Genomic DNA, 25,589 nt, shown 5'->3' on the forward strand with positions numbered 1-25,589 from the left:
CCATCCCCGATGTTTTTCGGCTTCGCGTCCCGCCTGGCGGGTCTCTATGCCGCTATTTTCGCGATGAACGGCGTCCATCTGCCGTTCTTCCCGCTGTGGCTGAAGGCCAAGGACCTGGGCGCCGGCGAGATCGGCATGGTGCTGGCGGTGCCAATGATCGTTCGGTTGCTGGCGGTGCCGGCGGCGACGCGCCTTGTGGACCGGCGCGGTTCGCTCCGTGAGGCCATCGTCATCGCCACCCTTCTGAGCGTCGCCGGTTATGTCGTGCTGGCGTCTGCCTCAGGCTTGGTTGGCATCGTTTTGGCGTTCGCGGCGGCGTCGCTGGTCTTCACGCCGATCATGCCGCTGGTCGAGGCTTATGCCTTGAAGGGCCTGACGGCGCGTGGCCGCGCCTATGGGCCGGTGCGGCTGTGGGGATCGGCCGCCTTCGTGCTGGGCTCGTTGATCGCTGGGATCGCCGCCGACGTCATCGCTGCGCGGCATCTGATCTGGCTGATCGTCTTAGGCACTGCGCTCATCGCGTTGAGTGCGGCGAGGTTGGAGCCGCTCGGGACGGAGCCGCCGCATCTGCGGGACGGCGCGCCCGCGCCGACTCTGCTGCGCAGCCGCGCCTTCATCGCCATCGTCATGGCCGCGAGTCTCGTGCAAGCGAGCCATGCCACCTATTACGGTTTCTCGGTATTGGCTTGGCGGACGCAGGGCTACGACGGCATGACCATCGCGGCGTTGTGGGGCTTGGGCGTTGCCGCCGAGATCGTGCTGTTCGCGTTGCAAGGACGGCTGCCCGCATTTCTCACGCCGGCGATGCTGCTGATGCTCGGCGCGGCCGGCGGCGCGCTGCGCTGGACCGCCATGGCCTTCGATCCGCCGGCAATCGTGCTGCCGCTGCTGCAACTGCTGCACGCGGCGACTTTCGGCGCCAGCCATCTCGGCGCGCAGATGTTTCTGTTGCGCGCGGTGCCGGCGCGGCAAGGCGCGACGGCGCAAGGTTATCTCGCGGTGACGATGGGCTTGGTGATGGCCGCGACCACGGCGCTGTCGGGCCTGCTTTATGCGGCCTACGGCGCGGCGAGTTACGCCGCGATGGCGCTAGCGGCGATAGCTGGCGGCGTTTGCGCGCTCATAGCGAACCGGCCGCGGCAGATAGCGACGATCTGAGGAGGCCTGCTCCTGTCGCGTGCTGCGCGAGCAGCTCGGCACGATGCCGGAGAGGGCGCGGCCTTCCAGATAGATCATCTTACGCGACAGACCGCCGTTGCGGTTGATCCACTTGCGCACCGAACTCGGATAGATGCGCCACAAAGCTTGCGTGCCCATCGGGCTGGTGACCGGGCGGCCGTCCTGGTCGGGCATCCAGGCCGCATGGAAACCGAAGCGGGCGCGCTCAGTGGCGCAGATGCGATCGCGGGGGATGACGCCGAGGAGCAACGTGCAGGCGGAGAGGCAGTTGCCGTCGACGACCACGTTCTCGCCGCTCGAGCGCAGAAGCGCGTAAGCCTGCAAGTATTGGCCGATCTGTCCGCCCCGGTCTTCGGCGATGCGCATGGTCGCGTTCGCCGGAACCAGTCCGGCTACGACGAGTGCCGCGGAAAGCAACAACCCCCGAATTCGCATGACCCCATCCCCGTTGGGTCCGCCACAGCAGCGGAGCGATTGTGCCGCAAGTCTAAACCCATTGCGGGCCAAACGGGAAGCTTTGGTTAACTAATTTTCGGCGGACAATTTACCAGCCGAATCAGCGCCTTGGTTCATGCGCCCGGTTTTCGGACAGCACATGCCCAGCGAAGCGGCGGTAACACTATCAGGGGTCGCGATGTTCTGAGTCGGACGGCGTCAGTTCGGCCGCCGCGCGGGTGCATTCGTCGGCCAATGCGCCGAGCTGGCGAGCGTCTTCCTCGCTCCAACTTTGTTCGGCGATATGACGGTACAGACGGGCATGCGCCAGCAACCGTTCGGCGACTTTAGACGGCTCTGGCACGATAGCCCCACCACGCGTTTGACCGGCACGACATAAATATGTCGTCAACCGTTCCGCGCAGCATTGATCGGCATCAATCGGTCGGTCGGCCGTCAGCCCCAGAGGGCTGGGGTGGACGGACAGACCAAGCTGTCGCGATAGATCAACCTGTCCGGCCGGTCTCTGGCGAGCAGCAACGGCCCATCGAGATCGACGAACCGCGCCGACTGCGCGAGCAGCACCGCCGGCGCCATGGCCAGCGATGTCGCGACCATGCAACCGGCCATGATGGTCAGTCCGAGCCGCGACGCCTCGCTGGCCATCGCCAGCGCTTCGGTGAGGCCGCCGGTCTTATCGAGTTTGATGTTGACCGCATCGTATTTGCCGATCAGCGCGGCAAGTGACGAACGATCATGCGCGCTTTCATCGGCGCAGACCGGGATCGGGCGTGTGATGCGGCCGAGCGCCGCATCACGGCCGTCAGGCAGCGGCTGCTCGACCAGCACGACACCGGCATTGGCGCAGGCCTCGAGGTTGGCGGCGAGGTTGTCTTCGGTCCAACCTTCGTTCGCATCGACGATCAACATGGCGTTCGGTGCCGCCGTGCGCACCGCGCTGATGCGGGCGGCGTCGCCGTCGCCGCCGAGCTTGATCTTCAGCAGCGCGCGCTGCGCCGCCTTGGCGGCGGCTTGCGCCATCGTCTCCGGCGTGCCGAGCGAGATCGTAAAAGCCGTGGTCAGAGGTCGCGGCGCCGGCAGCCCGGCGAGCTCATGCACCGCGCGGCCGGCGCGCTTGGCTTCGAGATCCCAGAAGGCGCAGTCGAGCGCGTTGCGCGCGGCTCCGGGCGGCATGGCCTCCTGCAAAGCGGCGCGGCTAAGGCCGGCCGCGAGGCGCGGCCGCATGGCCTCGATTTGCGCCGTCACATTGTCGGTGCTCTCGCCGTAGCGGGCATATGGCACGCATTCGCCGCGGCCGCGTGCCTTGCCCTCGCCAAGTTCCACGACCACAACGACCGCTTCGGTCTTGGCGCCGCGGCTGATGGTGAAGGCGCCGGCGATCGGCCAGCGCTCGACGGTGACTTTGAGGCTCGTGGCGTTGGGGATATCCATGGCTGTCAAACCCTCGACAGGTTCGCGTGGGTAGGTCAAGTATGGCCGGCGTCAGCCGCGCCATATGCGCGATTCTTCGCCTCGGAGCGGAACGGTGAACGGCAAGAGCTTGCTCGAAGGAACAGCCGACGGCGACCAGATCCGGCTTGCCGGTACTGGCGCCTGGACGAGCGCGAATGCGCGCCAGCTGGAAAGCCTGATCGACGCGTCCGTGCGCCGCTACGCCGCCGCGAAAGCCGTAGCGATCGACATGGCGCAGGTCGATCGGCTCGACACCTTCGGCGCCTGGCTCCTGGAGCGGCTCGTGCGCGCCTTTTCCGCGCGCGGGGCCCAGACGCAGGTGGTCGGCCTGAAGGAAGACTACCGCGCGCTGATGGACGAGCTGCACACGGTGAAGCTCGCCGAGGCGCACCGCAAGCCCAATCCGATCATCCAGGCGCTCGCCTCCATCGGCGTCAGCATCGCCGGTGTCGGCCAGTCGCTGATGGCGATGGTCAACATGCTGGGCGCGCTGGCGGTCGCGTTCCTGCGCGTCATCGTCAATCCGCGCCGGCTGCGGCTGACCTCGACCGTGCATCAGCTCGACAATGTCGGCTGGCGCGCGGTGCCGATCATGCTGCTCATCACCTTCCTGGTCGGCTGCATCATCGCCCAGCAGGGCGTGTTCCATTTCCGCAAGTTCGGCGCCGATATCTATGTCGTCGACATGGTGGGCATCCTCACGTTGCGCGAACTCGGCGTGCTCATCGTCTGCATCATGGTCGCCGGCCGCTCCGGCAGCGCCTATACGGCCGAACTCGGCGCCATGAAGATGCGCGAGGAGATCGACGCGCTGCGCACGATGGGGCTCGATCCGATCGAGGTGCTGGTGCTGCCGCGCATCATCGCGCTCATCATCGGCGTGCCGATCCTGACTTTTCTCGGCTCGATGGCCGCCCTCTACGGCGGCGGCCTCGTGTGCTGGCTCTACGGCGGCATCGATCCGGAAATCTATCTGCAACGCCTCAAGGAGGCGATCGACCTCAAGACTTTCCAGGTCGGCATGATCAAGGCGCCTTTCATGGCCCTGGTGATCGGTACGGTCTCCTGCGTCGAAGGCCTGTCGGTCAAGGGCAGCGCCGAGTCGCTCGGCTTGCAGACCACCGCCTCGGTGGTGGAGTCGATCTTCCTGGTGATCGTGCTCGACGGCCTGTTCGCCATCTTCTTCGCCTCGATCGGGATGTAGGGCGATGGCGCAAGAAAACGGTCAAGAAAACGGTCAGGCAAACGGTCAAGCGAACGTCCAAGCCAACGGCAAGGCGAGGGAAGTCATCATCGAAGTGCGCGACGTCGTCGTCGGCTTCGGCGATCGCGTCGTGCTCAATCACCTCGACCTCGATGTCTACCGCGGTGAGATCCTCGGCTTCGTCGGCGGCTCGGGCGCGGGCAAGTCCGTGCTGATGCGCACGATCGTCGGCCTGCTGCCCAAGCGCAGCGGCCAGATCAAGGTGCTCGGCGTCGACATGACCTCCGGCCCGGAAGCGGCGCGTCACGCGGTCGAACGCCGCTGGGGCGTGCTGTTTCAGCAGGGCGCGCTGTTCTCCTCCCTTACCGTGAAGGAGAACATCCAGTTCCCGATGCGCGAATATCTCAAGCTGCCGCAGCGGCTGATGGACGAAATGGCGGTGGCCAAGCTCGAGATGGTCGGCCTCGATGCCACGGCGATGGACAAGTTCCCCTCGGAGCTGTCCGGCGGCATGACCAAGCGCGTGTCGCTGGCGCGCTCCCTCGCGCTGGATCCCGATATCGTCTTTCTCGACGAACCGACCTCCGGCCTCGATCCGATCGGCGCCGGCGACTTCGACAGCCTGATCGCGACCTTGCAGAAAACCCTGGGACTGACCGTGTTCATGGTCACGCACGACCTCGACAGCCTGCACACGGTGTGCGACCGCATCGCGGTCCTGGTCGACGGCAAGGTGGCCGTCGCCGGCACCATGGAGACCATGCTGGCCTCGACGCATCCCTGGCTGCGCGCCTATTTCCACGGCAAGCGTTCGCGGGGAGCCCAAGGGCTTGATAGTAAAGCAGATGCCGCCCCGATTCCGACACCATAGAATGCGAGCGCAAGGCCGCGCGCAGCGGACTGGCGAGAACTGACGGAGCCGACGATGGAGACCCGAGCGAACTATGTGGTGATCGGTCTGTTCACCCTGGCCGTCATCGCCGGCGTGTTCGGCTTCGTCTATTGGTTTCAGAACATCGGCGGCACCGGCGAGCGTTCGCTCTACCGCGTGGCGTTCGAGGGCTCGGTGTCGGGCCTGCGCACGGGCGGTTCCGTGCTGTTCAACGGCATCCGCGTCGGTGAGGTGACCGGCCTGCAGCTCAATCCGCAGAAACCGAGTCAGGTGCTCGCGACCATCGCGGTGGATCGCTCCGTTGCCATCCGTCCGGACACGCAGATCGGCATGGAGTTCCAGGGGCTGACCGGCATCGCCGCGCTGTCGCTGAAGGGCGGCGATCCGTCGAAGCCGGCGCTGGTCGGCAGCAAGGACAATCCGCCGCTGCTCACGGCGCCGCCGAATGCGACCTCCGACGTGACGCAGGCAGCGCGTGACGTGCTGACCAAGGTCAACGAATTCATCACCGAGAACCAGAAGGCGTTCAAGAGCGCGATCGATCACCTCGATACGTTCAGCGCGGCGCTGGCGCGCAACTCGGACAAGATCGACCACATCACGTCCGGCCTGCAGGCTTTGACCGGTGGCCCGGACGGCAAGGGCGGCGACATCAACGAGGCGGCGCGCTCGATCAAGAAGCTTGCCGACAATCTCGATCAGCGCACCGCCGAGATCACGGTCGGCATCAACCGGCTGTCGGCGGCGGGGACCAAGCAGATCGATCAACTTTCGTCGAACGCGCAGCGCACGCTGTCGACCATCAACCGAGCCGTCGACAACCTCGACCGTAACCCGAGCCGGCTGATCTGGGGCGGCGGAAGTTCCAACCTGCCCGAATATAACGGCCGACGCTAAGCCCACGGGCCGGCGCGCGGTTCAGGCGTCGGGGCAATGTGGCTAAAAATGTCACAGCCGGCCGCGATCGGCCTTTTTGGCGCAAATTTTTTGCGTCCATCCCCAAGAGTTTTGCATTATTGCCAGGGCAGCGGGCTAGTGTCCGACTAGACTGTGCCGGTATCGCGAAACCGCGTCCGAGTCGCGTCGGTCGGTAAGAGGGTTGTTGCGCGTGGGGTATCCGGGGCGTCGATTGGGGCGTCATTCCCGTTTGAACTGGGTGGCGGTGGCCACGTTGGCGCTTGCGCTGACGGGGTGTTCCGGCGGCCTGGGCGGGCTTGTGACCAAATCGCCCGGCACGGCTTACGACCTTAGCCCGGCGAAGAGTTTTGCACGGCCGGTCGGACGTGGGCGGGGCCAACTCGTGGTCGCCGAACCGACCGCGCTCGGTCCGCTCGACGGCGATCGCATTCTGGTGCGCCCCGCGCCCGGTCAGCTCGCGCAGATCGGCGACGGGCAGTGGGAAGAGCGGCTGCCGCGGCTGGTGCAGGCGCGGCTGGTGCAGTCGTTCGAAAACGCCAAGCGGCTTGGCGTCGGCCGCCCGTCCGACAAGATCACCACGGACTTCGCGCTGCTGACCGACCTGCGGGTCTTCGAAGTGTCGGCGGTCGACGGCACGGCCCAGGTTGAGATTGCCGCCAAGATCGTCAACGAGCGCTCCGGCCGCATCGTCGCAGCGCGCGTGCTGCGCGCCGCCGTGCCGGCCTCGGCGATGCAGGGCCCCGAAGCGGTCGCCGCGATCAACGCGGCGTTCGAACAGGTGGCGACCGAACTGGTCCTCTGGGTGTCGCGGATCGTGTGACGGTCTCCGAGCGGTAGAGCCGTAGCCCGCATGAGCGCAGCGAAATGCGGGACTAACCCTCCCGCTCGCCGAAGCCTTCGGAGTTTTGCGTGGCGGCGCCGGCCCGGTCCGCGGGCAACAGACCGCGTTGTACATACAGATGAAACGACGAGTGCGGCCAATCCGCGACGGCCGTTACCAGGCCGTGCTTCACCGGATTGACGTGGATGTAGTCGACGTGCCGCTCGAAATCTCGGTCGTCGCGGATGGTGTGCTCCCAGAACCTTCGTTGCCACAAAGCGTATTCCCCCGCAGCGACGAGGCCGGTCGTGAACGCAGCCTTGATCGTTCGCCATCGAACCGAAAAATCTGCATCGCCGGCCGGCAAGGTGAAGATCGCGTGCAGGTGATCCGGAAGCACAACGATTGCATCAATGTCGAATGGGTTCAGGCGCCGCGCTCGTCGGAAGGCTGTTCGCAAAAGTGCAATATGCTCGACGAGCACAGACGACCGCCGATCCCTGAGGGTCACGGTGAAGAAGAACGTGCCGCCGGGAACGAAATTGCGCCGGTAGCGGACCATAGCGCCATCATATCCTGGCTTTCGTTTCGCTGATCCGAAATACAGCCTGCGGCCAGCGTGCAGTAGCCCGCATGAGCGCAGCGATATGCGGGACGGGCCTGCCGCGTGGCAGGGGTCTGAATGTTGGACGTCCCGCCCCGGATTTCGCTTCGCTCATCCGGGCTACGGGAGGCAGAAAACAAAAAAGGCGGGCTCACCGAGCCCGCCTTTTGTTTTTTGCGATCGGCGCGAGGTCAGTCGAAGCGCCCGGCCGCGTGCGCCAGCATGGTGTAGACCTTGCCGGTTTCCGACGTGAGATACGTGCGGGCCATCACTTGGCTGCGGTCGTCGCGCGAGACCTCGTCGAGCAGACGCTCGAACTCGCTGATGTAGCGGTCCACCGTCTGCTTGAATTCGCGGTCGGCGCGATACTTCTTGCGGATCTCGTCGAAGGCCTGCTGACCCTGCAGCGTATAGAGCCGGCGGGTGAACACGTTGCGTTCGCCGCGCTTGTAGCGGTCCCACAGATCGGCCGCGGCCTCGTGATCGATCATCCGCGCGATGTCGACCGAAAGGCTGTCGAGCGACTCGATCGAGTGGCGCGGCGTGCGATCCTCGTTGCCGCTGCGCATGCTGTCGCGGCCGGTGTCGCGCGGACGCGAGACGTCGCGGCTTTCACGCGGGAAGTCACGCGTCGGCTCGTCCTCGCGCGAGGCGCGGCTGAGCAGATCGGACAGCCAGCCGGTGCCCTGCGGCGTCGACGGCAGCGGCGACACGCTCGGCGGCTCCGGCGCGCGGCGCGCGGCCGGCGCGAAGTGCGCGGGCTCGCTGCGCAGCGGCGTGCGCGGCGCCGGCTCCGGACGGCTCGGCAGCTCGGTGCGGGCGGTTACCGTCTCGCCGCGACCGCCGGCGACGGCGAGCGTCGGCTCCTCGCGGACCCGTTGCGTCCGCACCGGCTCGACGGCGTCGAGGCTGCGGCCGTGGCGGGCGACGATGCGGTTGAGCTCGGCCAGCGCCTCGATCTGATCGACGATCACGCGGCGCATCTGCGCGGCGCTCTCGGCGGTCTCCTGCGGCAGTTCGAACACGCCGCGGCGCAGCTCGGCGCGGGTCTCTTCGAGTTCGCGCTGCATCTCCTGCGCCATCTGCTTCATGCCGCGGAGCGTATCGGCGAAGCGCTCGGTGGCTTCGCGGAAGAGGCCCTGCGTCTCGCCGCTGGCGCGGTCGTAGATGTTGCGCATCGCCTCGGCCGCCTCGCGGCGTTCGCTCTCGGCGTGTTCGCGCAGACGATCGTACTGTTCGCTGAGCGTGCGGGCGCCGTCTGCGCTCGACTCGGTGACGACGCGCGCCACTTCCTCGGCCTGGTTGCGAACGCGCTCGAATTGTTCGCTGACCGCGCGCGTGCCTTCGGCGCTCGTTTCCGAGACGACGCGGGCGACGTCGCGGGCGCGGCCGGCGGCGGCTTCCAGCGTTTCGTCGAGCAGGGACGAGAAGCGCTTGAGGCGCTGCTCGAGATCGTTGGTGCGCACGTCCATCGTCGTGACGAGCTGGTCGAGCTGACCGCGGCGCTCGCCGAGGCTCGCCTCGGTGCGCTGGTTGCTGACCTCGATCTGCTCGGCCGCCTTGGCGAGCTCCTGGCCATGCGCGCTGAACTGATGCGCGAGCTGGCCGAGATTGCTCAGCACTTCGCCGGTGACGTGGCGGAAGTTGCCGATGTTGGTTTCCACCTGCGCGGCCGCCGCGCCGGTCGAATTGTTGACCTCGTTCATGGCGGCGACGAACTCGGACACGCGCATCATCAGCGTGTTCTCGAGCGTGCTCATGTTCTCGTGCGAGCCCGAGAGCACTTCCTGCAGGAGGATGTTGGCCTCGCGCAGGCGCTCGAACAGCGCCGTGCTGTCGGAGCGCAGCATGTTGTGCGTCTCCAGCATGTCGGCGACCGCCTTGCTCGCGGTGTCCTTGGAGACGGCGATGGCCCGCTCGGCGGTGCCGTGCAACTCGCTGAGGGTGCGGTTGACGGTGCTCGCGGCGTTCTCGCCGGCGGCGTTGATGAGACGGGTGATCTCCGAGGAGTTCTCGATCATCGAGCGGGTGAAGACGAAGCCCTTCTCCTCGATCGAGGACATGGCGTTGTCGGTGGCCTGGGTGATCTCCTGGGCGAACTGCTGACCCTTCTCGGTGATGGCGCCGAGCAGACCGCTGCTCTTGTCCGACAGCAGGATCTCGAGTTCGCTGGCGCGCTGGCTGACGGCCGACGAGATCTCGTTGGCGTTCTCGACGAAGTTGCGGGCGACGACATCGCTGACGCCGACGAGCGAACGTTCGGCTTCGCCGGCGCTCTTCTGGATCGCCTCGGCGGCGGTGAGGGCGAGTTGACCGAGCGAGCGCTCGGCCTCGCTGGCGTTGACCTTGATGGTGTGGCTGAGCTGCTCCATGCGCACATGGATGGCGTCGGCCGCGGACCGCGTACGGTTCTCGATTTCGCCGGTGACCGCTTCGGCGCGGGTCAGCAGCAGATCTTCGAACCGGCTGATGCGCGTGTCGAGGGTGTCGGCGACTTCGTCGGCGCGCGCGCCGAGCGCGCGGTCGATCTCGCCGACCTTGGCGCTGATGGTATCGGCGACCTGCGTGCCGCGGCTGTCGATGGCGGCGGCAAGCTGCGCGCCGCGCGTATCGATGATCGACGCCATCTGCGCGCCGCGTGTGTCGATGAGCGATGCGACCTGAGCGCCGCGCGAGTCGAGGAGCGAGGCGAGCTGCGCGCCACTGGAGTCGAGGAGGGAGGCCACCTCGACGCCACGCGAGCCGATGGTCTCGGCGATCTTCGTGCCGCGCGTATCGATCGTATCGGCGACCTCCGCGCCGCGCGCGGCGATCGTCTCCGCGACCTGACGGCCGCGGCTGTCGATGGTCTCGGCCACCGCGCCGACGCGGGCGTCGAGCGCATCGACGACGTCCTTGCCGCCATCGGTGAGCGTCTTGACGATGTTGCCGGTGCGCGCGCTCAGCATGTCGTCGAACTTGACGAGCCGCTGGTCCAGCGCGCCCGATACTTCCTCGGTGCGGCCGGCGACGCGCTGGTCGAACGAGTCGATATACGAGCGCATGGCCTCGGAGACGTCCTGCGTGCGCTGGCCGAGGCGCTCGACGAGCTCGCCGCCATAGGTTTTCACCGTGTTGTCGAACTCGGCGATGTGGCGGGTGATCAGGGTGCCCAAGGTCGTCGCGTCGCGCGCGACCTTCTCGGAGAGGGCGGTGCCGCGGCTGTCGAACAGTTCGTCGAAAGCCTGCAGACGCTGCTCCAGAATCTCCTTCATCGCGTTGCCGCGATTGTCGATGGTCTGCACCAGCGTTTCGGCATTGTCGTGGAAGGTGTCGGCCACGGTGTTGCTGCGGGAGACCAGCGCTTCCGCCACCTGCTTGCCGGTATGCTCGATCTTCGACACGACATCGCTGCCGCGCTGCGACAGGTCGTTGACCACGGCATCGCCGCTCGCGCGCAGCGCCGCGTTCACTTCGTCGGTGCGCGCGGTGATGGTGTCGGCGATACGGGCGGTGGTCTCGGTCACCGAGTTGGTGAACTGCTGCGAGCGGATCGCCATGTTGTCGATGGTGGCGGTGCTGCGCTGTTCGAAGCCCTGCGCTACCTGATCGAGCCGCGTCGTCATCATCTGCTGCAGGCGCGCCGCCATGTCGGCGAACTCGTCGTGCACCGTCTCCGAGCGGAACTTGAGGCTGTCGGTCAGGCGTTCGCTGGCCGAGGCGATCGCGGTGGTGGCGCGGTCGCTGGTCGATTCCAGGCGCTCGAGCAAAGTGGAGCCGCGCTCGCTCAACGTGTCGATCATCGAGTCGCCGGCATGGCCGAGCGCGAGGGTGATGTGCTCGCCCTTTTCGGTGAGCGTGCGGGTGACGCGCTGCGCGACTTCGCTGACCTTGTCGGCGACGAGATCGCCGACCGAGGTGATGTCGTGCGACAGATCGAGGTGCACGCTGGAGATGGCGTTGCGTACCTGCTCGGCCTGATTGACCAAAGTCTCGCGTTGATTGGCGAGCTCGTTGAGCAGGTCGCGGATGCGCACTTCGTTGTCGTTATAGGCGCGCTCGAGCGCCGAGACTTCGTTGTGCACCAGGGCCTCGAGTTCCGCGGCGCGGGCGAGGGCGCGCTCGACGCCGTCGCCCATGGCGGCGACTTCGCGGCGGATCGCCTGGCCGACGGTCACGACCGACTCGCGCGCGGCGATTTCCGGCTGCGCCAGACGCACGGCGACCTCCGCCATGGACTCGGCGACGATGCGCATGTCCTGCGTGCGGCGGACCATATGCGCGAGCGCATAGAAGAAGACGAGCGGCAGGACGATGGCGGCAATGACGGCCGCGGCGGCAGCGATGCCGAGACGCGGCGTCGCCATCATCGCCTGGAGTTCCGGCAAATAGAGATAAGCGACTGCAACGCCGCCGATGGCCCAGACGCAGGAGGCAATGGCTGCGGCGACATAAGGTCCGCGGCTCGGCTTGCGGTTCAGGCTCTGCAGGATCTGGCCGATATAGGCACGGTCGTCATTGGCGGCTCGGCGCGGGCCTTCGTCGGTCCACTCCGGCGCGGGTGTGTCTTCGTGAAACAGATCGGCCGCGACGGCCGGCGCCGTGCTGGGCGCGGAGGACTCGCGTTCGGGGGCGGCCACGGGCGGCGCCTGTTTGGGTTCCACCGGGCGGATGGCGAGCGCCTCTTCGATGGCGTTCAGCGCCTCTTCCGTGGGATCCTTGGATTTTTGCGAGATGTTCGCCATACGCTGCCGCCTCGTTACTTCGTCCGGGCCGCAACCGTAACGTCAAACGAGGCCGCGCTGCGAACAGCTGCGCCGCCATCGCCCATCCGTCCAGCCGCCGCTCAAGCCCCGTTAACCGCCGGCGTTAATCCTATCGCGCTGAGTGTGCGAAAGAAACCACGCCGGTAAGGAGTTTTTAATCATCGTTAATGAGAGTTAGGCATAACTCCCACAGGCTTTCTGCGGCAATCATGGCGGCTGAAATGCGGCTAGGATACGGCCGCAGGGCGGCCGGCCGCTCACGCGGTTACGGGCGGCTTAACCGGCGGGACGGGAGGTACGGGCTTATTTACCTCGCTTTACGCTTCTCGCGGCGACACTCGGGACGCCAAAAGACAGTGGGGGATAAGTCATGGCGCAAGCTGCACCGAAGATGTTGGAGGCACCGGCGGCCGTGTCCGACGCGGGCATCGATCGTGAGCACCTATCGCGGCTGACCTTCGGGGATCAGCAGCTCGAACGGGAACTGCTGGTCTTGTTCGACCAGCAGGCCGCTGTGCTGCTGCCGCGCATGCAGACGGCGGACATGGCCTCGGTGGGCGCCCTGGCCCATACGCTCAAGGGTTCGGCCCTGGGTGTCGGCGCCTTTGCCGTCGCGGAGGCGGCAGGGGCGGTGGAGCAGGCGCGCGATCCCGCCGCACTCAGAGAGGCCATCGCGCGCCTTGGGGTTGCGATTGCCGGGGCGCGCGCGCACATCGCCGTGCTGTTAGCCGTGGACGGCGCGGGCGGGAAGGGATAGCGCGCCCGCCAGATTGCCTATATAGGGACCTCGGCCCGCCAATTCCGGCCGGGTCCTTCCTCCCAACTGTTCTTATGCCAAAGATCACCTTCATTGATTTCGGCGATACCGCGCGTACCGTCGATGCCGACCTGGGCTCCACCGTGATGGAGACCGCGATCCGCAACAACATTCCGGGCATCGAGGCCGAGTGCGGTGGCGCCTGCGCCTGCGCGACCTGTCACGTCTATGTCGACGAGGCCTGGCGCGAGAAGGTCGGCGGTCCCTCGCCGATGGAAGAGGACATGCTCGATTTCGGTTATGACGTGCGCGAGAATTCGCGCCTGTCGTGCCAGATCAAGGTCACCGACGAGATCGATGGTCTCGTCGTGCGCACGCCGGAGCGGCAGGCTTAAGGCTTCGCGCTACAGTCTTGGTTCCGTCATCCTGAGGTGCGAGCGATAGCGAGCCTCGAAGGATGGCGGCCGATGAGTTGCCACGCGGTGCCGCGCCTTGGCCGTCGCCTCTGGAGGGCCGTGCTACGCGCGGCCACCTCGGGGTGATGGGGAGAGGTCGTCATGAGCGCGCCGGTCGTTTCCACCACCTGCTGCATTGCCGGCGGCGGCCCGGCCGGCATGATGCTGGGCTTTCTCCTGGCGCGTGCCGGCGTACCGGTTGTCGTGCTCGAGAAGCACGCCGACTTCCTCCGCGACTTTCGCGGCGACACCATTCATCCCTCGACGCTCGAATTGATGCACGAGCTCGGGCTGATCGACGAATTCCTCAAGCTGCCGCATTCGCGCGTCGATCGTCTTTCCGGCCAGATCGGCGACACGCACGTCACCATCGCCGACTTCACCCACTTGCCGACGCATTGCCGCTTCGTGGCGCTGATGCCGCAATGGGACTTCCTCGATTTCCTCGCCGCGCAGGGCAAACGTTATCCGACGTTCGATCTGCGTATGCGCGCGCAAGCGACGGGGCTCATCGAGGAAGGTGGTCGTGTCGCGGGCGTGCGCGCGCATACGCCCGAGGGCGACATCGAAATCCGCGCCGATCTGACGGTCGCCTGCGACGGCCGCCACTCGACCTTGCGCGAGGCCGCCGGCTTCGCCGTCGACAGCATCGGCGCGCCGATGGACATTCTCTGGTTCCGCCTCTCGCGCAAGCAGGGCGATACGGCGGAGACGTTCGGCCATATCGAAGCGAGCCGCATGATGATCATGCTCGACCGCGGCGACTACTGGCAATGCGCCTATGTCATTGCGAAGGGTGGATTCGACGCAGTGAAGACGCGCGGGCTAGATGCCTTCCGCGCGACCGTCGTCGGCATGTCGCCGTTCGTCGAAGACCGCATCGGCGAGATCGCGACTTGGGACGACGTGAAGCTGTTGACGGTCGCCGTCGATCGTCTGCCGCGCTGGCATAAGCCCGGACTGCTCTGCATCGGCGACGCGGCGCATGCGATGTCGCCGGTCGGCGGCGTCGGCATCAATTTGGCGATCCAGGATGCGGTCGCGGCGGCGAACATTCTCTGGCAGCCGTTGCGCGATAAGACGGTGGGCGAAGCGGACTTGCACAGAGTGCAGGAGCGCCGCGAATTCGCGGTACGTGTCACGCAGCGCCTGCAGGTGTTCATCCAGAACAAAGTGATCACCTCGGCGCTCAACACGACAGCGCGGCCGCGGGCGCCGTTTGCCGCCAAGTTGTTCAATTGGTTCCCGCTGTTGCGCCGGATTCCCGCGCGCCTCATCGGCATGGGCGTCAGGCCCGAGCACGTGCATACGCCTGAGGCTGCTCTCACGTCACATTGACGGTGCGGACACGCCAGCCCTGGTCAAGGCGGTCGATCTGCGTCAACGACAGTGGATCGATGACGAAGCGCAACGCGTTCTCCGCCGGCAGATCGAGCGCGATGGCAAGGATGGCGCGGATCGTACCAGAGTGGATGACCAGCGCGACGTCGCCCGTGGGCAAGGCCGGCAGACAATCCCGCACGCGCGCGATCTGATCGTCGAAGCTTTCGCCGCCGGGCGGCCGGTTGGTGGCGGGCCTGCGCCAGAAGTCGGCGTAGGCGGGACCGAGCTCGGCTTCGATCTCGGTATGGCGGCGGCCTGTCCAGACGCCGAAGTTCTGTTCGCGCAGGCGCGGCTCCGGTGTCGGCGTCAGGCCGAGCGCGGTGGCGGTTTCCATGGTCCGGCGCGCTGGGCTGGCAAAGACCGCGAGCGCTTTCGGCAGGCGTTCGCGCACCACCGCCAAGGCTGTGCTGTTGCTCAGATCGGCCGGTGCGTCGGCATCGTGGATGATGCCGTGCGGCCGCGCGACCGGCGCGTGCCGGATCAACCAGAAGCGCTGCTCGGCGCTCATGAAGCAATGCCCATGCGCGCGGCGACAAGCAATAGCACGGCGGTTTCCGCCACTTGCTGCGCGCCGCCGAGCACGTCGCCGGTGTAGCCGCCGATCTGGCGCCACGCGATCCATGCGACGGCGCAGACGGCTGCGATGGCGCCGACGATGGCCGGAACGGCGGTTGCGAACGGCAGGCAGACGAGCGCAATGACGACGGCGAGTGCCGCCGCGACGGTGGCAATGGTTGCATCGGGGCGTCCGGCGCTGGCACCGAGGCCGTCGCTGCGGGCCGGCGGCAGATACAACGCGACCGCCGGTAGGAAGCCGCGCGACAGCGCGTGCGCGGCGATGAGGCCGGTCAACGCCGTGGCATTCGGCAAGCTTGCGAGCGCGGCGACTTTGCTGACGCAGGCGACGATCAGGATCAGCGTGCCGTAGGTGCCGATGCGGCTGTCGCGCATGATCTCGAGCTTGGCGGCCTTGTCGCGGCCGCCGCCGAAGCCGTCGGCCAAATCGGCGAGGCCGTCCTCGTGAAAGCCGCCGGTGAGCCACATGCCGGCGCCGAGCGCGAGCGCCGCCGCGGCCAGGGCCGGCAAGCCCGCGGCATGCAGACCCCAGAACGCCAACCCGATGACGGCGCCAACGCCGGCGCCGACGAGCGGCATCAGGCGTTGCGCGCGCACGAAATTATCCGGCGATGCGCCATCCGGATGGGGCATCGGAATGCGTGTCAGCATCGCCACGGCGACACGAAAGTCGTCGAGCCACTCGTTCATGGTAGATAGTCCCGCCGTCACATCGGGGAAGATTCGCGTGCAATTTCGCAGTCTAGACGACATCCGCAGCGCTTGTCGTGATTTGCCGGCTGGCAATGAGACGAGTGCCGCCGCCGCCGCGGCGCGTCAGGACCAATTGACGAAGCCGACGGGAAGCCTCGGTCAACTCGAAGCGCTCGCGGTGTGGCTGGCGCGCTGGCAGGGCCAGGCGGTGCCGCGCCTGGACGACGTCAGCGTCATCGTCTTTGCCGGTAACCACGGCGTCACGGCGCAAGGCGTGTCGCCTTATCCCGCGGCCGTGACGGCGCAGATGGTCGCGAACTACGCGCGCGGCGGCGCGGCGATCAACCAACTCGCCACGCTCGCGCAAGCGAAGCTGACGGTGGTGCCGCTCGATCTCGACAGGCCGACCGCGGATTTCACGGGCGCGCCGGCGATGGACGTGGCGCAGTTCCTCGATGCGGTGAATGCGGGCTACGACGCCGTGCCGGCGCGGTGCGCGCTCTTGGCGCTTGGCGAGATGGGTATCGGCAATACGACGGCGGCGGCTGCCATAGCCGCCGCGCTACTTGGCGGCGATGCGGCTTCTTGGGTTGGACGCGGCGCCGGTATCGGCGATGACGGCTTGCGGCTGAAACAGGAAGTGGTGGACATGGCCTTGGCGCGGCATCGCGCGGTGCTCGGCGATCCGCTGGCGGTGGCAATGTCCCTCGGCGGACGCGAACTCGCCGCAATATTGGGCGCGACCGTGGCGGCGCGGCGGCACGGCATTCCCGTTCTGCTCGATGGCTTCGTTTGCACAGCGGCCGTGCTGCCGCTTCTGAAGCTGAATGCCGATGCGCTTTCACATTGTCAGGCCGCGCACGTCTCGGCGGAGGCGGGCCATCGCGCCTTGCTCGCGGCGATGAAGCTCAATCCGCTGCTCGATCTCGGCATGCGCCTCGGCGAAGCCTCAGGCGCGGCCGCCGCAATCTTGCTGCTGCGTGCCGCCGTCGCCTGTCACGCCGGCATGGCGACGTTTGCCGAGGCTGGTGTCGCGGAGCGGTCGGGGCCTTAAGCCGTCAGCCGCGATACTTCCATTGCGACAGCTTGGCGACGATCTCCGGCGGCAGCGGCCGCGCGCGGCGCGTCGTCGTATCCATCATCACCAAGGTCGCGCGGCCGGCGGCCGTGCATTCCTCTTCGCGGAACAGCGCCTGCGTGACGATGAACGAGCTGCGCCCGAATTCGGCCAGCGCGGTGCCGACGACGACGGTGCCCGGCCAGCGCAGTTCGCGCAGAAAGTCGATCTCCTGGCGCACCAGCACGAAGGTGGCGTTCGGCACACCGATGCCGAGATCCGGATCGCGGAACATCGCGACGCGGCCCGACTCGAAATAGGTCGCGAACACCGCGTTGTTGACATGGCCCTGCGGGTCCATATCGCCGTAGCGGAGGATCTCGGTCACCTGATGCGGATAGTCGGCAAGGATCGGCGCGGGTTTCTTCGGCCGCGCCGCGGTCTGTTCGGTCATGGTGTCTGTCGCGAAATTACTTGGCGGCGGGGGCGACGGCGGCGTTCTGCCCGCTGCGCTTGAGCGCATCGGCAACGAAGCCGGAGGCCTTCATCTCCTCGATGAAGGTGCGCAGATAGGCGACGCCCTTGAGCCGGCCTTTCGGCGTCCCCATGGCCTGCTCGATCTGCATGAACGGCTCGTCGATCATGCGCACGTCGGCATGGTCCTTGGCGTAGTCGGCGAGCGGCTGGCGCACGCCGGCGACGACCTCGAGTTTCTCGGCGCGAAACAGATCGATCATGGCGCGGCTGCCGCCGGTCGCGGCGCGGACGATGGTGGCGTTCTTGATCGTACGCGTAAGGAAGAGGTCGTAGGCCGACTTGAGGCCGACAGCGATGCGATTGCCCGCTTTGTCGACGTCGGCAAGCGATTTGATCGGCGAGTCCGTCGGCACCATGTACACGCCTTCGATGAGGACGTAGGGCGCGGTGAATTCGATCACGCTCGCGCGCACCGGCTCGATGGCGACGAAGGCGATGTCCCATTCGTTCTTGCTCGCGCCGTCGAACACCTTGCCGGCCGCCTCATAGACGACGAGCTGAACCGGCACGCCGAGGCGTTTGCCGAGCGCGCGCGCAAGCTCGGGGGTGACCCCTTTCGGTTCGCCGGTCTTCTCGTCCTTTTGCGCGAGCACGCCGTTGCCGAGATTGATGGCGGCGCGCAACGTTCCTGTCGGCGCCAGTTCCTTGCGCGCCTCGTCAGGCACGGGCTGCGCGGCAACGGGAACGGCGAGCGCCAATGTGGTGGCGGCGAGCAGGCTCAGCTGATGGACCAGTGACAAAGGTTTCTCCCGGAGGGCCGTTTCTGTGGCGGCGGAGATTAGGTCAGACGGCGGCGGCTTCCAAGCGCGGCGGCGCGCGGCGCCGGTATGCGGCGAGCATCGCCAGTGCCAACGGCGCCAGCACCACCAGCCGGCTCTGATAGCGGTCGACCGGATGCGAGAACACGCCGCAGATTGCAGCGTTGACGAGAAGGGCGGTCAACGCCACGACGCACAGCGCAAGAATTTCCGGCGGGATATTTAAGCGCCGCCGTGCCGCGACTGCCACGATGATGGCGGCAATCGCCAACGCCGCCGCGGGCACATGCACAAGATTGAGCGTTGCGACATCGAAGCCCTGCGTCTGCTGACGCGCGCCCTGGTAGACGGGCAGGAGGCTCGGGGCATGATCGCGGATGGCGTCGAAGGTCGGGTCGTTATCATCGAGGCTGATTTCGGTCTGGAAGCTCGTGAGCTGCTCGAACGTGGCGTCCAGCGCCGTTCTCAGATGCATCATCGGATAGAGCTTGAGCGTTTCCAGGATGATGTGTTTTTCCTCCGGCTCGAAGCCCTCGACGCCGCCGAGCTTGTAGAACGGCGTGTCATTGGCCCACAGCCAGTCGTCGGCGCTCACCGGCATATGCCGTGCATAGGCGCACAAACGTAACGCGGGGTCCGGACAGTGTTCGTGCAGGTAGCGCTGCGCAACGCCGTATTCGATGAGGCGGCCGAACAGAAAGCTGGTGCCGCCAGGGGTGAAGCCGACGACGCCGGTGATGGCTGCGCTCGAGGCAAGGCACAGCGCGATGCCGCCTGTCACCGCAATGGCGCCGTCGCGCAGCCGTACCGGCGGTAGGCCGAGCGATGTGACGAAGGCAAGCAAACGGAGAGCCACGAGTAAGCCGAGGCAAAGCGCGAGCGCCGCCATATGCGAGGCGATCGCGATCGCAATGAGCGCGCCAAGGCCACACCGTTCGGCGGTGGTGAGTTCGATTGTGCGGAAGAGGAGGAGATGCAGGGCCAGAACGGCGAGGGGAAACAGAATGTCCGGCATCAATTGCGCCGCGAACCAGGGCAGGCTGGTGAGCACGGACAAGGCGGTGGCGATACCAAGCGCAAGCCACGGCCGTCCGCCCAGGCCATGGCAGCGCAGCGTCAGCACGATGATCCATGCGGTGGCCGCGGCTTGCGCCACGATGACCGGCCAAAACGCCAGCGGCATGGCGAGGTACAGAAACCAGCCGTATAGCGCGGAGCGCCCGAGCGTGGGCATGCCTTCGATCGGACGGGTCAGATAACCGCCTGTGTCCGGAAAAATGAGCGGGAAGCCGTTCCACAGCGCCGGCCCCAGCAATACGAACAACATGCCGGCAATGGCTACCAGCCAGGCTGCCCTCTGCGCCGGGCGCGGAAGCTCAACCGCGCCCGTCCGGGCTACCGCCATATCTGTCATGCTCAGCCCCGTCGCGCCGTCCCGGCACCAGACTTATACCAAGCTCGGCAACGCTTGCGGCGGAATTTAGTTCAGCAGCGACGCTTGGGCGGTGGCAGGGGGCATCTCGCGCCGCAGCTCTTCTACCGCCCGCGCCACGGCGATGACGCCGACAAACGCCGCCAGCCAGACCAGGCGCGCGCCGTAGCGGTCGTGCGGGTTGGACAACACACCGCAGACGAAAGCATTGGCGAGCAGCGCCAAGGTGCAAGTGGTCGCCAGACGGCCGAGTTCGTCCGGCAGCCGGCCGCGCCAGGCCATGCCGATCAACAAAGGCAGCAGGGCCATGGACAGCAGTGCCACGGGATAATGCAGCTCGTTGAGCGCGGTAAACGAAATGCCGTTGCGCTGCTGACGCGCGGCGTGCATCGCCGGCGCGAGTTGCGGCGCGTAGCGCTCGATGATCGCGTAAGTATGCCAGATGGTGTTGAGCACGCCCTCGCCGGAGTGGACGGCAACGAGTTGGCGGGCGGTGGCGCTCAACGCGGTCTCGATCTGCAAGCCGGGATATTCGAGCAGCGCACGCCATGCGATCTCGCCCATCTCACGGTCGAGCCCCGAAAAGCGCCCGAGCTTGTCGAACAGCGCATTGCCCCAGAACCAGACATCGGCGTCGCGCGGCAGTTGGTCCTTATAGGTGCACAAAGTGAGATGGCGATCGGGACAATGTTCGTCGAGATATTTATTGACGATGCCATCCTGGAGCATGCGCCCAAAGGCGATCGAAGGCCCGCCCGGAGTCCAGGTCAGCCGTTTGACGATGATGAAGTTTGTCGCGAACACCAGCGCAGCGCCGAGGGCGAGCGCGGCAATGCCGGGCGCGATGCGCGCCTTGAAGCCGACGCGCGGCAACAAACGGACGGCGGCTGCTGCCACCAGCAACGCCGCGAGGACAGCGAAGGTGGCGCTGTGCGTCGCCGCACTGACGGCAATCAGGGCAACGAGCCCGAGACGTTCGCCGCGGCTTAATTGTTCCGACTGCGTGACCAGCAAATGCAGCGCGAGCACGCTGAGGACGCAGAAGATATCGGTCAGCAGGATCGAGGTGAGCCAGGGCAGGGTGGTCAGCGCGGACAGGGTGGCGATAACGCCAGCCAGCAGCCAGGGACGTCCGCCCAGCCCTTGCGTGCGCAAGGTGAGCGCCACGATCCATACGGTGAGCAAGGATTGCAGGATCAACACCGGCCAGAAGTCGAACGGCACGCCGGCGCGCAGAATGAGGCCGTAGGCGACCGGCCGGCTCGGCACCAGCACGCTTTCGTAGGTGCGGGCGAGATAGCCGCCGGTGTCCCATTGGAGGAGAGGAAAGCCGTTCCAGATAGCCGGTGCGATCAATATCGCAACAGACAAAAAGATCACCAACGCCCAGCTGGCGCGGTCGCGCAGGCTCACGGTGAATATCCCCCGGCTCTTCGACGACTTCCGTCGTTCTCGTCGTTCGTCGCTCTTGGCGGCATCGTAGCCGCGTTCGCGCCAATGGCGCCAGGGGGATTTTCGTCCTCGCTTGATGCGTGCGCCGTCCGGAAATCCACGCGGCGCGCGCATGGCGGATTGCGACATATTGTCCGCGTTTTCAACCTTCGAATTATTCCGATTGGCAAAGAGAAGCCATCGCATTGATGCGCGACTTCGATCCGCCGCTCTTCGAACTGTTCAAAGTCGTAACTGCAAATCACTCCGTCGCGCGGTGATTTCATTTCGATTTCAAACACGCCGTCGTCTTCGCAATCTCTCCCGCGATTCAAACAACGCGTCGCCGCATGCGCTGACGCGAAGAAGATCGATGGGGTGTCAATGGAACGTATGTGGCGTGTGCCGGCGGTCGCCGGTGCAGGGGTCTTGTCGCTGACGGTCATGTCGACGGACGTCGTGGCGCAAGCGCAAAGCGTGGCGTTGCCGACGATCGAGGTGGAGGGCGCTTCCGAAACCGCCTACGGCCCGGTGCAGGGCTATAACGCTTCGCGCGGCGCAACCGGAACCAAAACCGACACGCCGCTGCAGGAGATCCCGCAGTCGATCAGCGTCATCACCGCCGACCAGATGCGGGATCAGGGCGCCACCAATGTGCAACAGGCGCTCCGCTATACGCCGGGCGTGATGGCCGACAGCTACGGCCCCGACTCGCGCGTCGACTCGTTCCAGATCCGCGGCATGTCGGCCGACGTCTATCTCGACGGCATGCGCACCACGAACTCGTGGTGGAATTCGCAGCGGCTCGATCCCTATATGCTTGAGCGTATGGAGGTGCTGCGCGGCCCGTCCTCGGTGCTGTATGGCAGCACGACCACAGCCGGGCTGCTCAATCTCGTCACCAAGCGTCCGCAGGCGCAGGACCTGCACGAAGTCGGCGTCCAATACGGCAGCTTCAACCGCAAGCAGATCCAGACCGACCATACCGGCAAGATCACCGCGGACGGGCAGTGGCTGTACCGGATCATCGGCATCGCGCGCGGCAGCGACTATCAGACCGATTACGTCAAGGATGACCGGGTCGTGGTGATGCCGGCCGTCACCTGGCGTCCGACCGAGCGGACCAGTTGGACGGTGATCGCCACCTATCAGAAGGACAAGACCGGTTCCTCGACCGGCTTCATGCCGCATTCGGGCACGATCTTCCCCAATCCGAACGGACAGATTCCGAGCAACCGTTTCGCCGGCGATCCGGCGACCGACCTCTATCAGACGGAAACGCGGTCGATCGCCAGCCTGTTCGAGCACCGCTTCAGCGACTGGCTGAAGGTGTCGCACAACATGCGTTACTCCGACATCGACGGCATCTACAACACGGTTTACGCGAACAGCTTCTCCGCCAATCCTTACCTCGACCCGGCGCAGCGTACGGTGTCGCGCTACGTCGATTTCTCGAACGCCAATCGCAAGACTTTCACCTCCGACACCAATGCCGAGTTGAAATTCGACACCCACGCCGTGTCGCACAAACTTCTGGTCGGTCTCGACTACCGCCGCATGAGCGAAGGCAGCATGGCGGGCGGTTCCCTCGATACAACGCCGTTCGATCTGTATTCGCCGACCTATAATCCGATTGCGCTGCCGGACATGATGCGAATGCCGGGCCTCGTGCAGCGTCAGGTCGGCTTCTACGTGCAGGACCAGATCCGTTGGGGCCAGTTGATCGGCGTGTTCGGCCTGCGCCACGACACTGCGAGCAGCGACATTGAAGGTCTCGACAAGCAGACCGATCGAGCCGTAACTGGCCGTGCGGGTCTGATGTACGAACTACCCTTCGGCCTGACGCCTTATGTCTCCTATGCGCAGTCGTTCGATCCTCAATTCGGCACGGCAGCCTATGGCAACAGCCAGTGCAACGACAGCCCGAGCGGACTCTGCAAGCCGGTGCGCGGCGAGCAATACGAAGTGGGGTTCAAGTATCGTCACTCGAAAGACCTCGCCGTCAACGGCGCGCTGTTCGATATCACGCAGAAGAACCGCACCACGAGCGATCCGAGCGGCATCGGCATGGTGCAGATCGGCCGGGCGCGCATTCGTGGCGCCGAACTCGAGGTGCTGGCGACGATCGCGCGCGATGTCGACCTGATCGGCGCCTACACCTACCTCGATGCCAAGATCGTGGATGGCGACAATGCCGGTAAGCGCATCGAGACGGTGCCGCAACATCAGGCGTCGCTGTGGGCCAAGTACCGCTTCGCGCTCCTCGGCGTGGACGGCTTCTCGCTCGGTGGCGGCGTGCGCTATATCGGCTCGGTCTGGGACGGCGCGGATACCATTCAGACGCCCGGCTACACGTTGGTCGACGCCATGGTGGCCTGGGAAAACAAGAACTGGCGTTTCCAGGTCAACGGCACCAACCTGACGGACAAGACCTACTACACGGCCTGTCTGACGCGCGGCGACTGCTTCTTCGGCAATCGCCGTTCGGTCATCGCGAGTCTGACCTACAAGTTCTGAGAGACGCCCAGAATTCGTCATGCCCGGCCTTGTGCCGGGCATCCAAGACTTTACGCCAGGCAATAAGACGTGGATGGCCGGGTCAAGCCCGGCCATGACGGGTGGAGAGGACACGGACGGCGGGAATTTGCTAGGGTGGCCGCGTGAACTCGAGGCCACCCGAGAATGTTCGTTACCTTCTTCCAGGAACTGAAGTCCGCCGGCGTGCCGGTGACTTTGCGCGAATATCTGACGCTGATGGAGGCGATGGAGGCCGATCTCGCCGACCGCCGCGTCGAGGACTTCTATTATCTCTCGCGCGCCGCGTTGGTGAAGGACGAGCGCAACCTCGACAAGTTCGACCGTGTGTTCGGCCACGTCTTCAAAGGCCTCGAATTCATGGGTGACGCGGTCGAGGCGAATATCCCGGCCGAGTGGCTCAAGAAGCTCACCGAGAAGTATCTCACCGAGGAAGAGAAAAAGCAGATCGAGGCCATGGGCGGGCTCGACAAGCTGATGGAGACGCTCAAGCAGCGCCTGGCCGAGCAGAAGGGCCGCCACCAGGGCGGCAACAAATGGATCGGCACCGGCGGCACCTCGCCGTTCGGCAACGGCGGCTACAACCCGGAAGGCATCCGCATCGGCGGCGAGAGCACGCACCGCCGCGCGGTGAAGGTGTGGGACAAGCGCGAGTTCAAGGATCTCGACGATGATGTCGAGCTCGGCACGCGCAACATCAAAGTGGCGCTGCGGCGCCTGCGCAAGTTCGCGCGCACCGGGGCGCCGGACGAGTTGGATCTCGACGGCACCATCCAAGGTACGGCGCACAAAGGTTATCTCGACATCGTCATGCGGCCCGAGCGGCACAATGCGGTAAAGGTGTTGTTGTTCTTCGATATCGGCGGCTCGATGGACTGGCACATCAAGGCGACGGAAGAACTGTTCTCGGCGGCGCGCACCGAATTCAAGCATATGGAGCACTTCTACTTCCACAACTGCCTCTACGAGAAAGTGTGGAAGGAGAACCAGCGCCGCTATCAGGCGACCACCGCGACCTGGGACGTGCTGCACACTTACCCGCACGACTACAAGGTGGTGTTCGTCGGCGACGCCTCGATGTCGCCCTACGAGATCACGGTGACCGGCGGCTCGGTCGAACATTACAACGACGAAGCCGGCGCGACCTGGATGGAGCGCGTGACGCGCACCTATCCGGCGTGCGTGTGGCTCAATCCGGTGCCGGAGAAGGAGTGGGCCTATACCCACTCGATCCAGCTGATGCGCCAGCTCATGGGCGGGCGCATGTATCCGCTGACGCTGGAGGGCCTAGACCGAGCGATGCGCGAGTTGGTGCGGTAGGCGCTTGTCGGCGTCGGCCGGATGAGCGAAGCGAGGTCCGGCAGAGCGCGCGGAGCTACCCCACCGCGTCGATCGGCACTTCGTCGACTTGCCGGCCGTGTTCGTCGGTGATCGAGACCAGCCAGCCGCTCCAGTTGAAGCCCGGCATCACCGCGCCTTGCGCCAGGCTGCGGGCGAAGGCGACCGCGTCCTCGCGCGCGGCCGCGGGCCCCGCGAGATCGATGCCCTTGTGATTGTTGAATACCTGTTTGCCGTCGGTCAGTCGGAAGTAATAACGGGGCATGGGTGGCTCGCTGTACGGCTCGTGGGCGCGGGCTCGAAGCCTAGCAATCCGTTCGCGTGCCGTCACGCGGACCGATCGGCGCCGGACATGAAGCGGCCGGCG

23 protein-coding genes are annotated in these 25,589 nt (G+C 65.9%); 11 read left to right on the forward strand and 12 right to left on the reverse strand.

The window, feature by feature from the left end; genetic code table 11:
- Nucleotides 1-9 precede the first annotated feature (9 nt).
- Complete coding sequence (locus tag DW352_RS00505; RefSeq protein WP_162826683.1) at nt 10-1,158, forward strand: MFS transporter; 1,149 nt, start codon at nt 10-12, stop codon at nt 1,156-1,158.
- Here the strand turns inward: DW352_RS00505 and DW352_RS00510 are convergent.
- The 3 genes from DW352_RS00510 to dgcA form a co-directional block, all read right to left on the reverse strand.
- Nucleotides 1,090-1,614 carry a hypothetical protein gene (locus tag DW352_RS00510; RefSeq protein ID WP_245434269.1) on the reverse strand — a complete coding sequence of 175 codons (525 nt, stop codon included), beginning with the start codon at nt 1,612-1,614 and terminating at the stop codon, nt 1,090-1,092. The two genes, DW352_RS00505 and DW352_RS00510, sit on opposite strands and share 69 nt — an antisense overlap.
- Nucleotides 1,615-1,801: 187 nt before the next feature.
- Complete coding sequence (locus DW352_RS26565; RefSeq protein ID WP_162826684.1) at nt 1,802-1,978, reverse strand: hypothetical protein; 177 nt, start codon at nt 1,976-1,978, stop codon at nt 1,802-1,804.
- Nucleotides 1,979-2,070: 92 nt separating this feature from the next.
- A complete protein-coding gene (gene dgcA, locus DW352_RS00515; protein WP_115687518.1) occupies nt 2,071-3,066 on the reverse strand; it encodes an N-acetyl-D-Glu racemase DgcA in 996 nt (331 codons plus the stop codon).
- 94 nt (nt 3,067-3,160) lie between these two features.
- On the opposite strand from dgcA, the gene DW352_RS00520 reads away from it, so the two are divergent.
- From DW352_RS00520 to DW352_RS00535, 4 genes are all read left to right on the forward strand, one after another.
- Complete coding sequence (locus DW352_RS00520) at nt 3,161-4,291, forward strand: ABC transporter permease (protein ID WP_425374627.1); 1,131 nt, start codon at nt 3,161-3,163, stop codon at nt 4,289-4,291.
- A gap of 4 nt (nt 4,292-4,295) precedes the next feature.
- Entirely contained in the window at nt 4,296-5,162 is an 867-nt protein-coding gene (locus DW352_RS00525) for an ABC transporter ATP-binding protein (RefSeq protein WP_115687522.1), read from the forward strand.
- Between the two features lie 54 nt (nt 5,163-5,216).
- Nucleotides 5,217-6,080, forward strand: coding sequence for an MlaD family protein (locus tag DW352_RS00530; protein ID WP_115687524.1), 864 nt, complete (start codon nt 5,217-5,219; stop codon nt 6,078-6,080).
- 319 nt (nt 6,081-6,399) lie between these two features.
- Nucleotides 6,400-6,921: an ABC-type transport auxiliary lipoprotein family protein gene (locus DW352_RS00535; RefSeq protein WP_245434270.1), complete on the forward strand. Its 522-nt coding sequence runs from the start codon at nt 6,400-6,402 to the stop codon at nt 6,919-6,921.
- 52 nt (nt 6,922-6,973) lie between these two features.
- Here DW352_RS00535 and DW352_RS00540 read toward each other — a convergent pair whose 3' ends face one another.
- Entirely contained in the window at nt 6,974-7,483 is a 510-nt protein-coding gene (locus DW352_RS00540; protein WP_115687528.1) for an REP-associated tyrosine transposase, read from the reverse strand.
- Nucleotides 7,484-7,716: 233 nt separating this feature from the next.
- Complete coding sequence (locus tag DW352_RS00545; RefSeq protein ID WP_115687530.1) at nt 7,717-12,249, reverse strand: apolipoprotein A-IV repeat region-like domain-containing protein; 4,533 nt, start codon at nt 12,247-12,249, stop codon at nt 7,717-7,719.
- A gap of 391 nt (nt 12,250-12,640) precedes the next feature.
- Between DW352_RS00545 and DW352_RS00550 the strand changes: the two genes are divergently transcribed.
- The 3 genes from DW352_RS00550 (at nt 12,641) to DW352_RS00560 (ending at nt 14,820) form a co-directional block, all read left to right on the forward strand.
- A complete protein-coding gene (locus DW352_RS00550; protein WP_245434271.1) occupies nt 12,641-13,027 on the forward strand; it encodes an Hpt domain-containing protein in 387 nt (128 codons plus the stop codon).
- Between the two features lie 74 nt (nt 13,028-13,101).
- Nucleotides 13,102-13,422, forward strand: coding sequence for a 2Fe-2S iron-sulfur cluster-binding protein (locus DW352_RS00555; protein WP_115687532.1), 321 nt, complete (start codon nt 13,102-13,104; stop codon nt 13,420-13,422).
- A gap of 162 nt (nt 13,423-13,584) precedes the next feature.
- Entirely contained in the window at nt 13,585-14,820 is a 1,236-nt protein-coding gene (locus tag DW352_RS00560) for an FAD-dependent oxidoreductase (protein WP_115687534.1), read from the forward strand.
- On the opposite strand, the gene DW352_RS00565 is transcribed toward DW352_RS00560, so the two are convergent.
- The gene (locus DW352_RS00565; RefSeq protein WP_115687536.1) at nt 14,807-15,373 is read right to left on the reverse strand and encodes a histidine phosphatase family protein; all 567 of its coding nucleotides are present in this window, start codon (nt 15,371-15,373) and stop codon (nt 14,807-14,809) included. The genes DW352_RS00560 and DW352_RS00565 overlap by 14 nt on opposite strands.
- Nucleotides 15,370-16,131, reverse strand: coding sequence for an adenosylcobinamide-GDP ribazoletransferase (gene cobS, locus DW352_RS00570; RefSeq protein WP_115687538.1), 762 nt, complete (start codon nt 16,129-16,131; stop codon nt 15,370-15,372). The genes DW352_RS00565 and cobS overlap by 4 nt, the downstream gene beginning before the upstream one ends.
- Nucleotides 16,132-16,168: 37 nt before the next feature.
- On the opposite strand from cobS, the gene cobT reads away from it, so the two are divergent.
- Nucleotides 16,169-17,188, forward strand: a complete 1,020-nt coding sequence (gene cobT / locus DW352_RS00575; RefSeq protein ID WP_115687540.1) for a nicotinate-nucleotide--dimethylbenzimidazole phosphoribosyltransferase — start codon at nt 16,169-16,171, stop codon at nt 17,186-17,188.
- A 4-nt stretch (nt 17,189-17,192) separates the two neighbouring features.
- Here the strand turns inward: cobT and DW352_RS00580 are convergent, their stop codons facing one another.
- The 4 genes from DW352_RS00580 to DW352_RS00595 form a co-directional block, all read right to left on the reverse strand.
- The gene (locus tag DW352_RS00580) at nt 17,193-17,645 is read right to left on the reverse strand and encodes an acyl-CoA thioesterase (RefSeq protein WP_162826685.1); all 453 of its coding nucleotides are present in this window, start codon (nt 17,643-17,645) and stop codon (nt 17,193-17,195) included.
- A gap of 16 nt (nt 17,646-17,661) precedes the next feature.
- A complete protein-coding gene (locus tag DW352_RS00585) occupies nt 17,662-18,468 on the reverse strand; it encodes an ABC transporter substrate-binding protein (protein WP_245434272.1) in 807 nt (268 codons plus the stop codon).
- Between the two features lie 43 nt (nt 18,469-18,511).
- Complete coding sequence (locus tag DW352_RS00590) at nt 18,512-19,900, reverse strand: hypothetical protein (protein WP_162826686.1); 1,389 nt, start codon at nt 19,898-19,900, stop codon at nt 18,512-18,514.
- Between the two features lie 66 nt (nt 19,901-19,966).
- On the reverse strand, nt 19,967-21,331 hold the full coding sequence (locus tag DW352_RS00595) for a hypothetical protein (RefSeq protein WP_245434273.1): 1,365 nt from the start codon (nt 21,329-21,331) through the stop codon (nt 19,967-19,969).
- A gap of 402 nt (nt 21,332-21,733) precedes the next feature.
- On the opposite strand from DW352_RS00595, the gene DW352_RS00605 reads away from it, so the two are divergent.
- Both DW352_RS00605 and DW352_RS00610 read left to right on the forward strand, forming a co-directional pair.
- Nucleotides 21,734-23,866, forward strand: coding sequence for a TonB-dependent siderophore receptor (locus DW352_RS00605; protein ID WP_245434274.1), 2,133 nt, complete (start codon nt 21,734-21,736; stop codon nt 23,864-23,866).
- A gap of 165 nt (nt 23,867-24,031) precedes the next feature.
- On the forward strand, nt 24,032-25,204 hold the full coding sequence (locus tag DW352_RS00610; protein WP_115687548.1) for a vWA domain-containing protein: 1,173 nt from the start codon (nt 24,032-24,034) through the stop codon (nt 25,202-25,204).
- Between the two features lie 55 nt (nt 25,205-25,259).
- Here DW352_RS00610 and DW352_RS00615 read toward each other — a convergent pair whose 3' ends face one another.
- Nucleotides 25,260-25,487 (reverse strand): DUF6894 family protein, encoded by a 228-nt coding sequence (locus tag DW352_RS00615; RefSeq protein WP_115687550.1) that lies wholly within the window; start codon nt 25,485-25,487, stop codon nt 25,260-25,262.
- Between the last annotated feature and the right edge of the window lie 102 nt (nt 25,488-25,589).

The organism is Pseudolabrys taiwanensis (assembly GCF_003367395.1).
Lineage (GTDB): Bacteria > Pseudomonadota > Alphaproteobacteria > Rhizobiales > Xanthobacteraceae > Pseudolabrys > Pseudolabrys taiwanensis.

Coding starts and splice junctions, on each gene's coding strand:
- DW352_RS00540 (WP_115687528.1), bottom strand. CDS start 7,483: ATGGTCCGCTACCGGCGCAATTTCGTTCCCGGCGGCACGTTCTTCTTC.
- dgcA (WP_115687518.1), bottom strand. CDS start 3,066: ATGGATATCCCCAACGCCACGAGCCTCAAAGTCACCGTCGAGCGCTGG.
- DW352_RS00560 (WP_115687534.1), top strand. CDS start 13,585: ATGAGCGCGCCGGTCGTTTCCACCACCTGCTGCATTGCCGGCGGCGGC.
- DW352_RS00580 (WP_162826685.1), bottom strand. CDS start 17,645: ATGACCGAACAGACCGCGGCGCGGCCGAAGAAACCCGCGCCGATCCTT.
- DW352_RS00565 (WP_115687536.1), bottom strand. CDS start 15,373: ATGAGCGCCGAGCAGCGCTTCTGGTTGATCCGGCACGCGCCGGTCGCG.
- DW352_RS00605 (WP_245434274.1), top strand. CDS start 21,734: ATGGAACGTATGTGGCGTGTGCCGGCGGTCGCCGGTGCAGGGGTCTTG.
- DW352_RS00530 (WP_115687524.1), top strand. CDS start 5,217: ATGGAGACCCGAGCGAACTATGTGGTGATCGGTCTGTTCACCCTGGCC.
- DW352_RS00555 (WP_115687532.1), top strand. CDS start 13,102: ATGCCAAAGATCACCTTCATTGATTTCGGCGATACCGCGCGTACCGTC.
- DW352_RS00525 (WP_115687522.1), top strand. CDS start 4,296: ATGGCGCAAGAAAACGGTCAAGAAAACGGTCAGGCAAACGGTCAAGCG.
- DW352_RS00615 (WP_115687550.1), bottom strand. CDS start 25,487: ATGCCCCGTTATTACTTCCGACTGACCGACGGCAAACAGGTATTCAAC.
- DW352_RS00610 (WP_115687548.1), top strand. CDS start 24,032: ATGTTCGTTACCTTCTTCCAGGAACTGAAGTCCGCCGGCGTGCCGGTG.
- DW352_RS00590 (WP_162826686.1), bottom strand. CDS start 19,900: ATGACAGATATGGCGGTAGCCCGGACGGGCGCGGTTGAGCTTCCGCGC.
- DW352_RS00505 (WP_162826683.1), top strand. CDS start 10: ATGTTTTTCGGCTTCGCGTCCCGCCTGGCGGGTCTCTATGCCGCTATT.
- cobS (WP_115687538.1), bottom strand. CDS start 16,131: ATGAACGAGTGGCTCGACGACTTTCGTGTCGCCGTGGCGATGCTGACA.
- DW352_RS00550 (WP_245434271.1), top strand. CDS start 12,641: ATGGCGCAAGCTGCACCGAAGATGTTGGAGGCACCGGCGGCCGTGTCC.
- DW352_RS00545 (WP_115687530.1), bottom strand. CDS start 12,249: ATGGCGAACATCTCGCAAAAATCCAAGGATCCCACGGAAGAGGCGCTG.
- DW352_RS00510 (WP_245434269.1), bottom strand. CDS start 1,614: ATGCGAATTCGGGGGTTGTTGCTTTCCGCGGCACTCGTCGTAGCCGGA.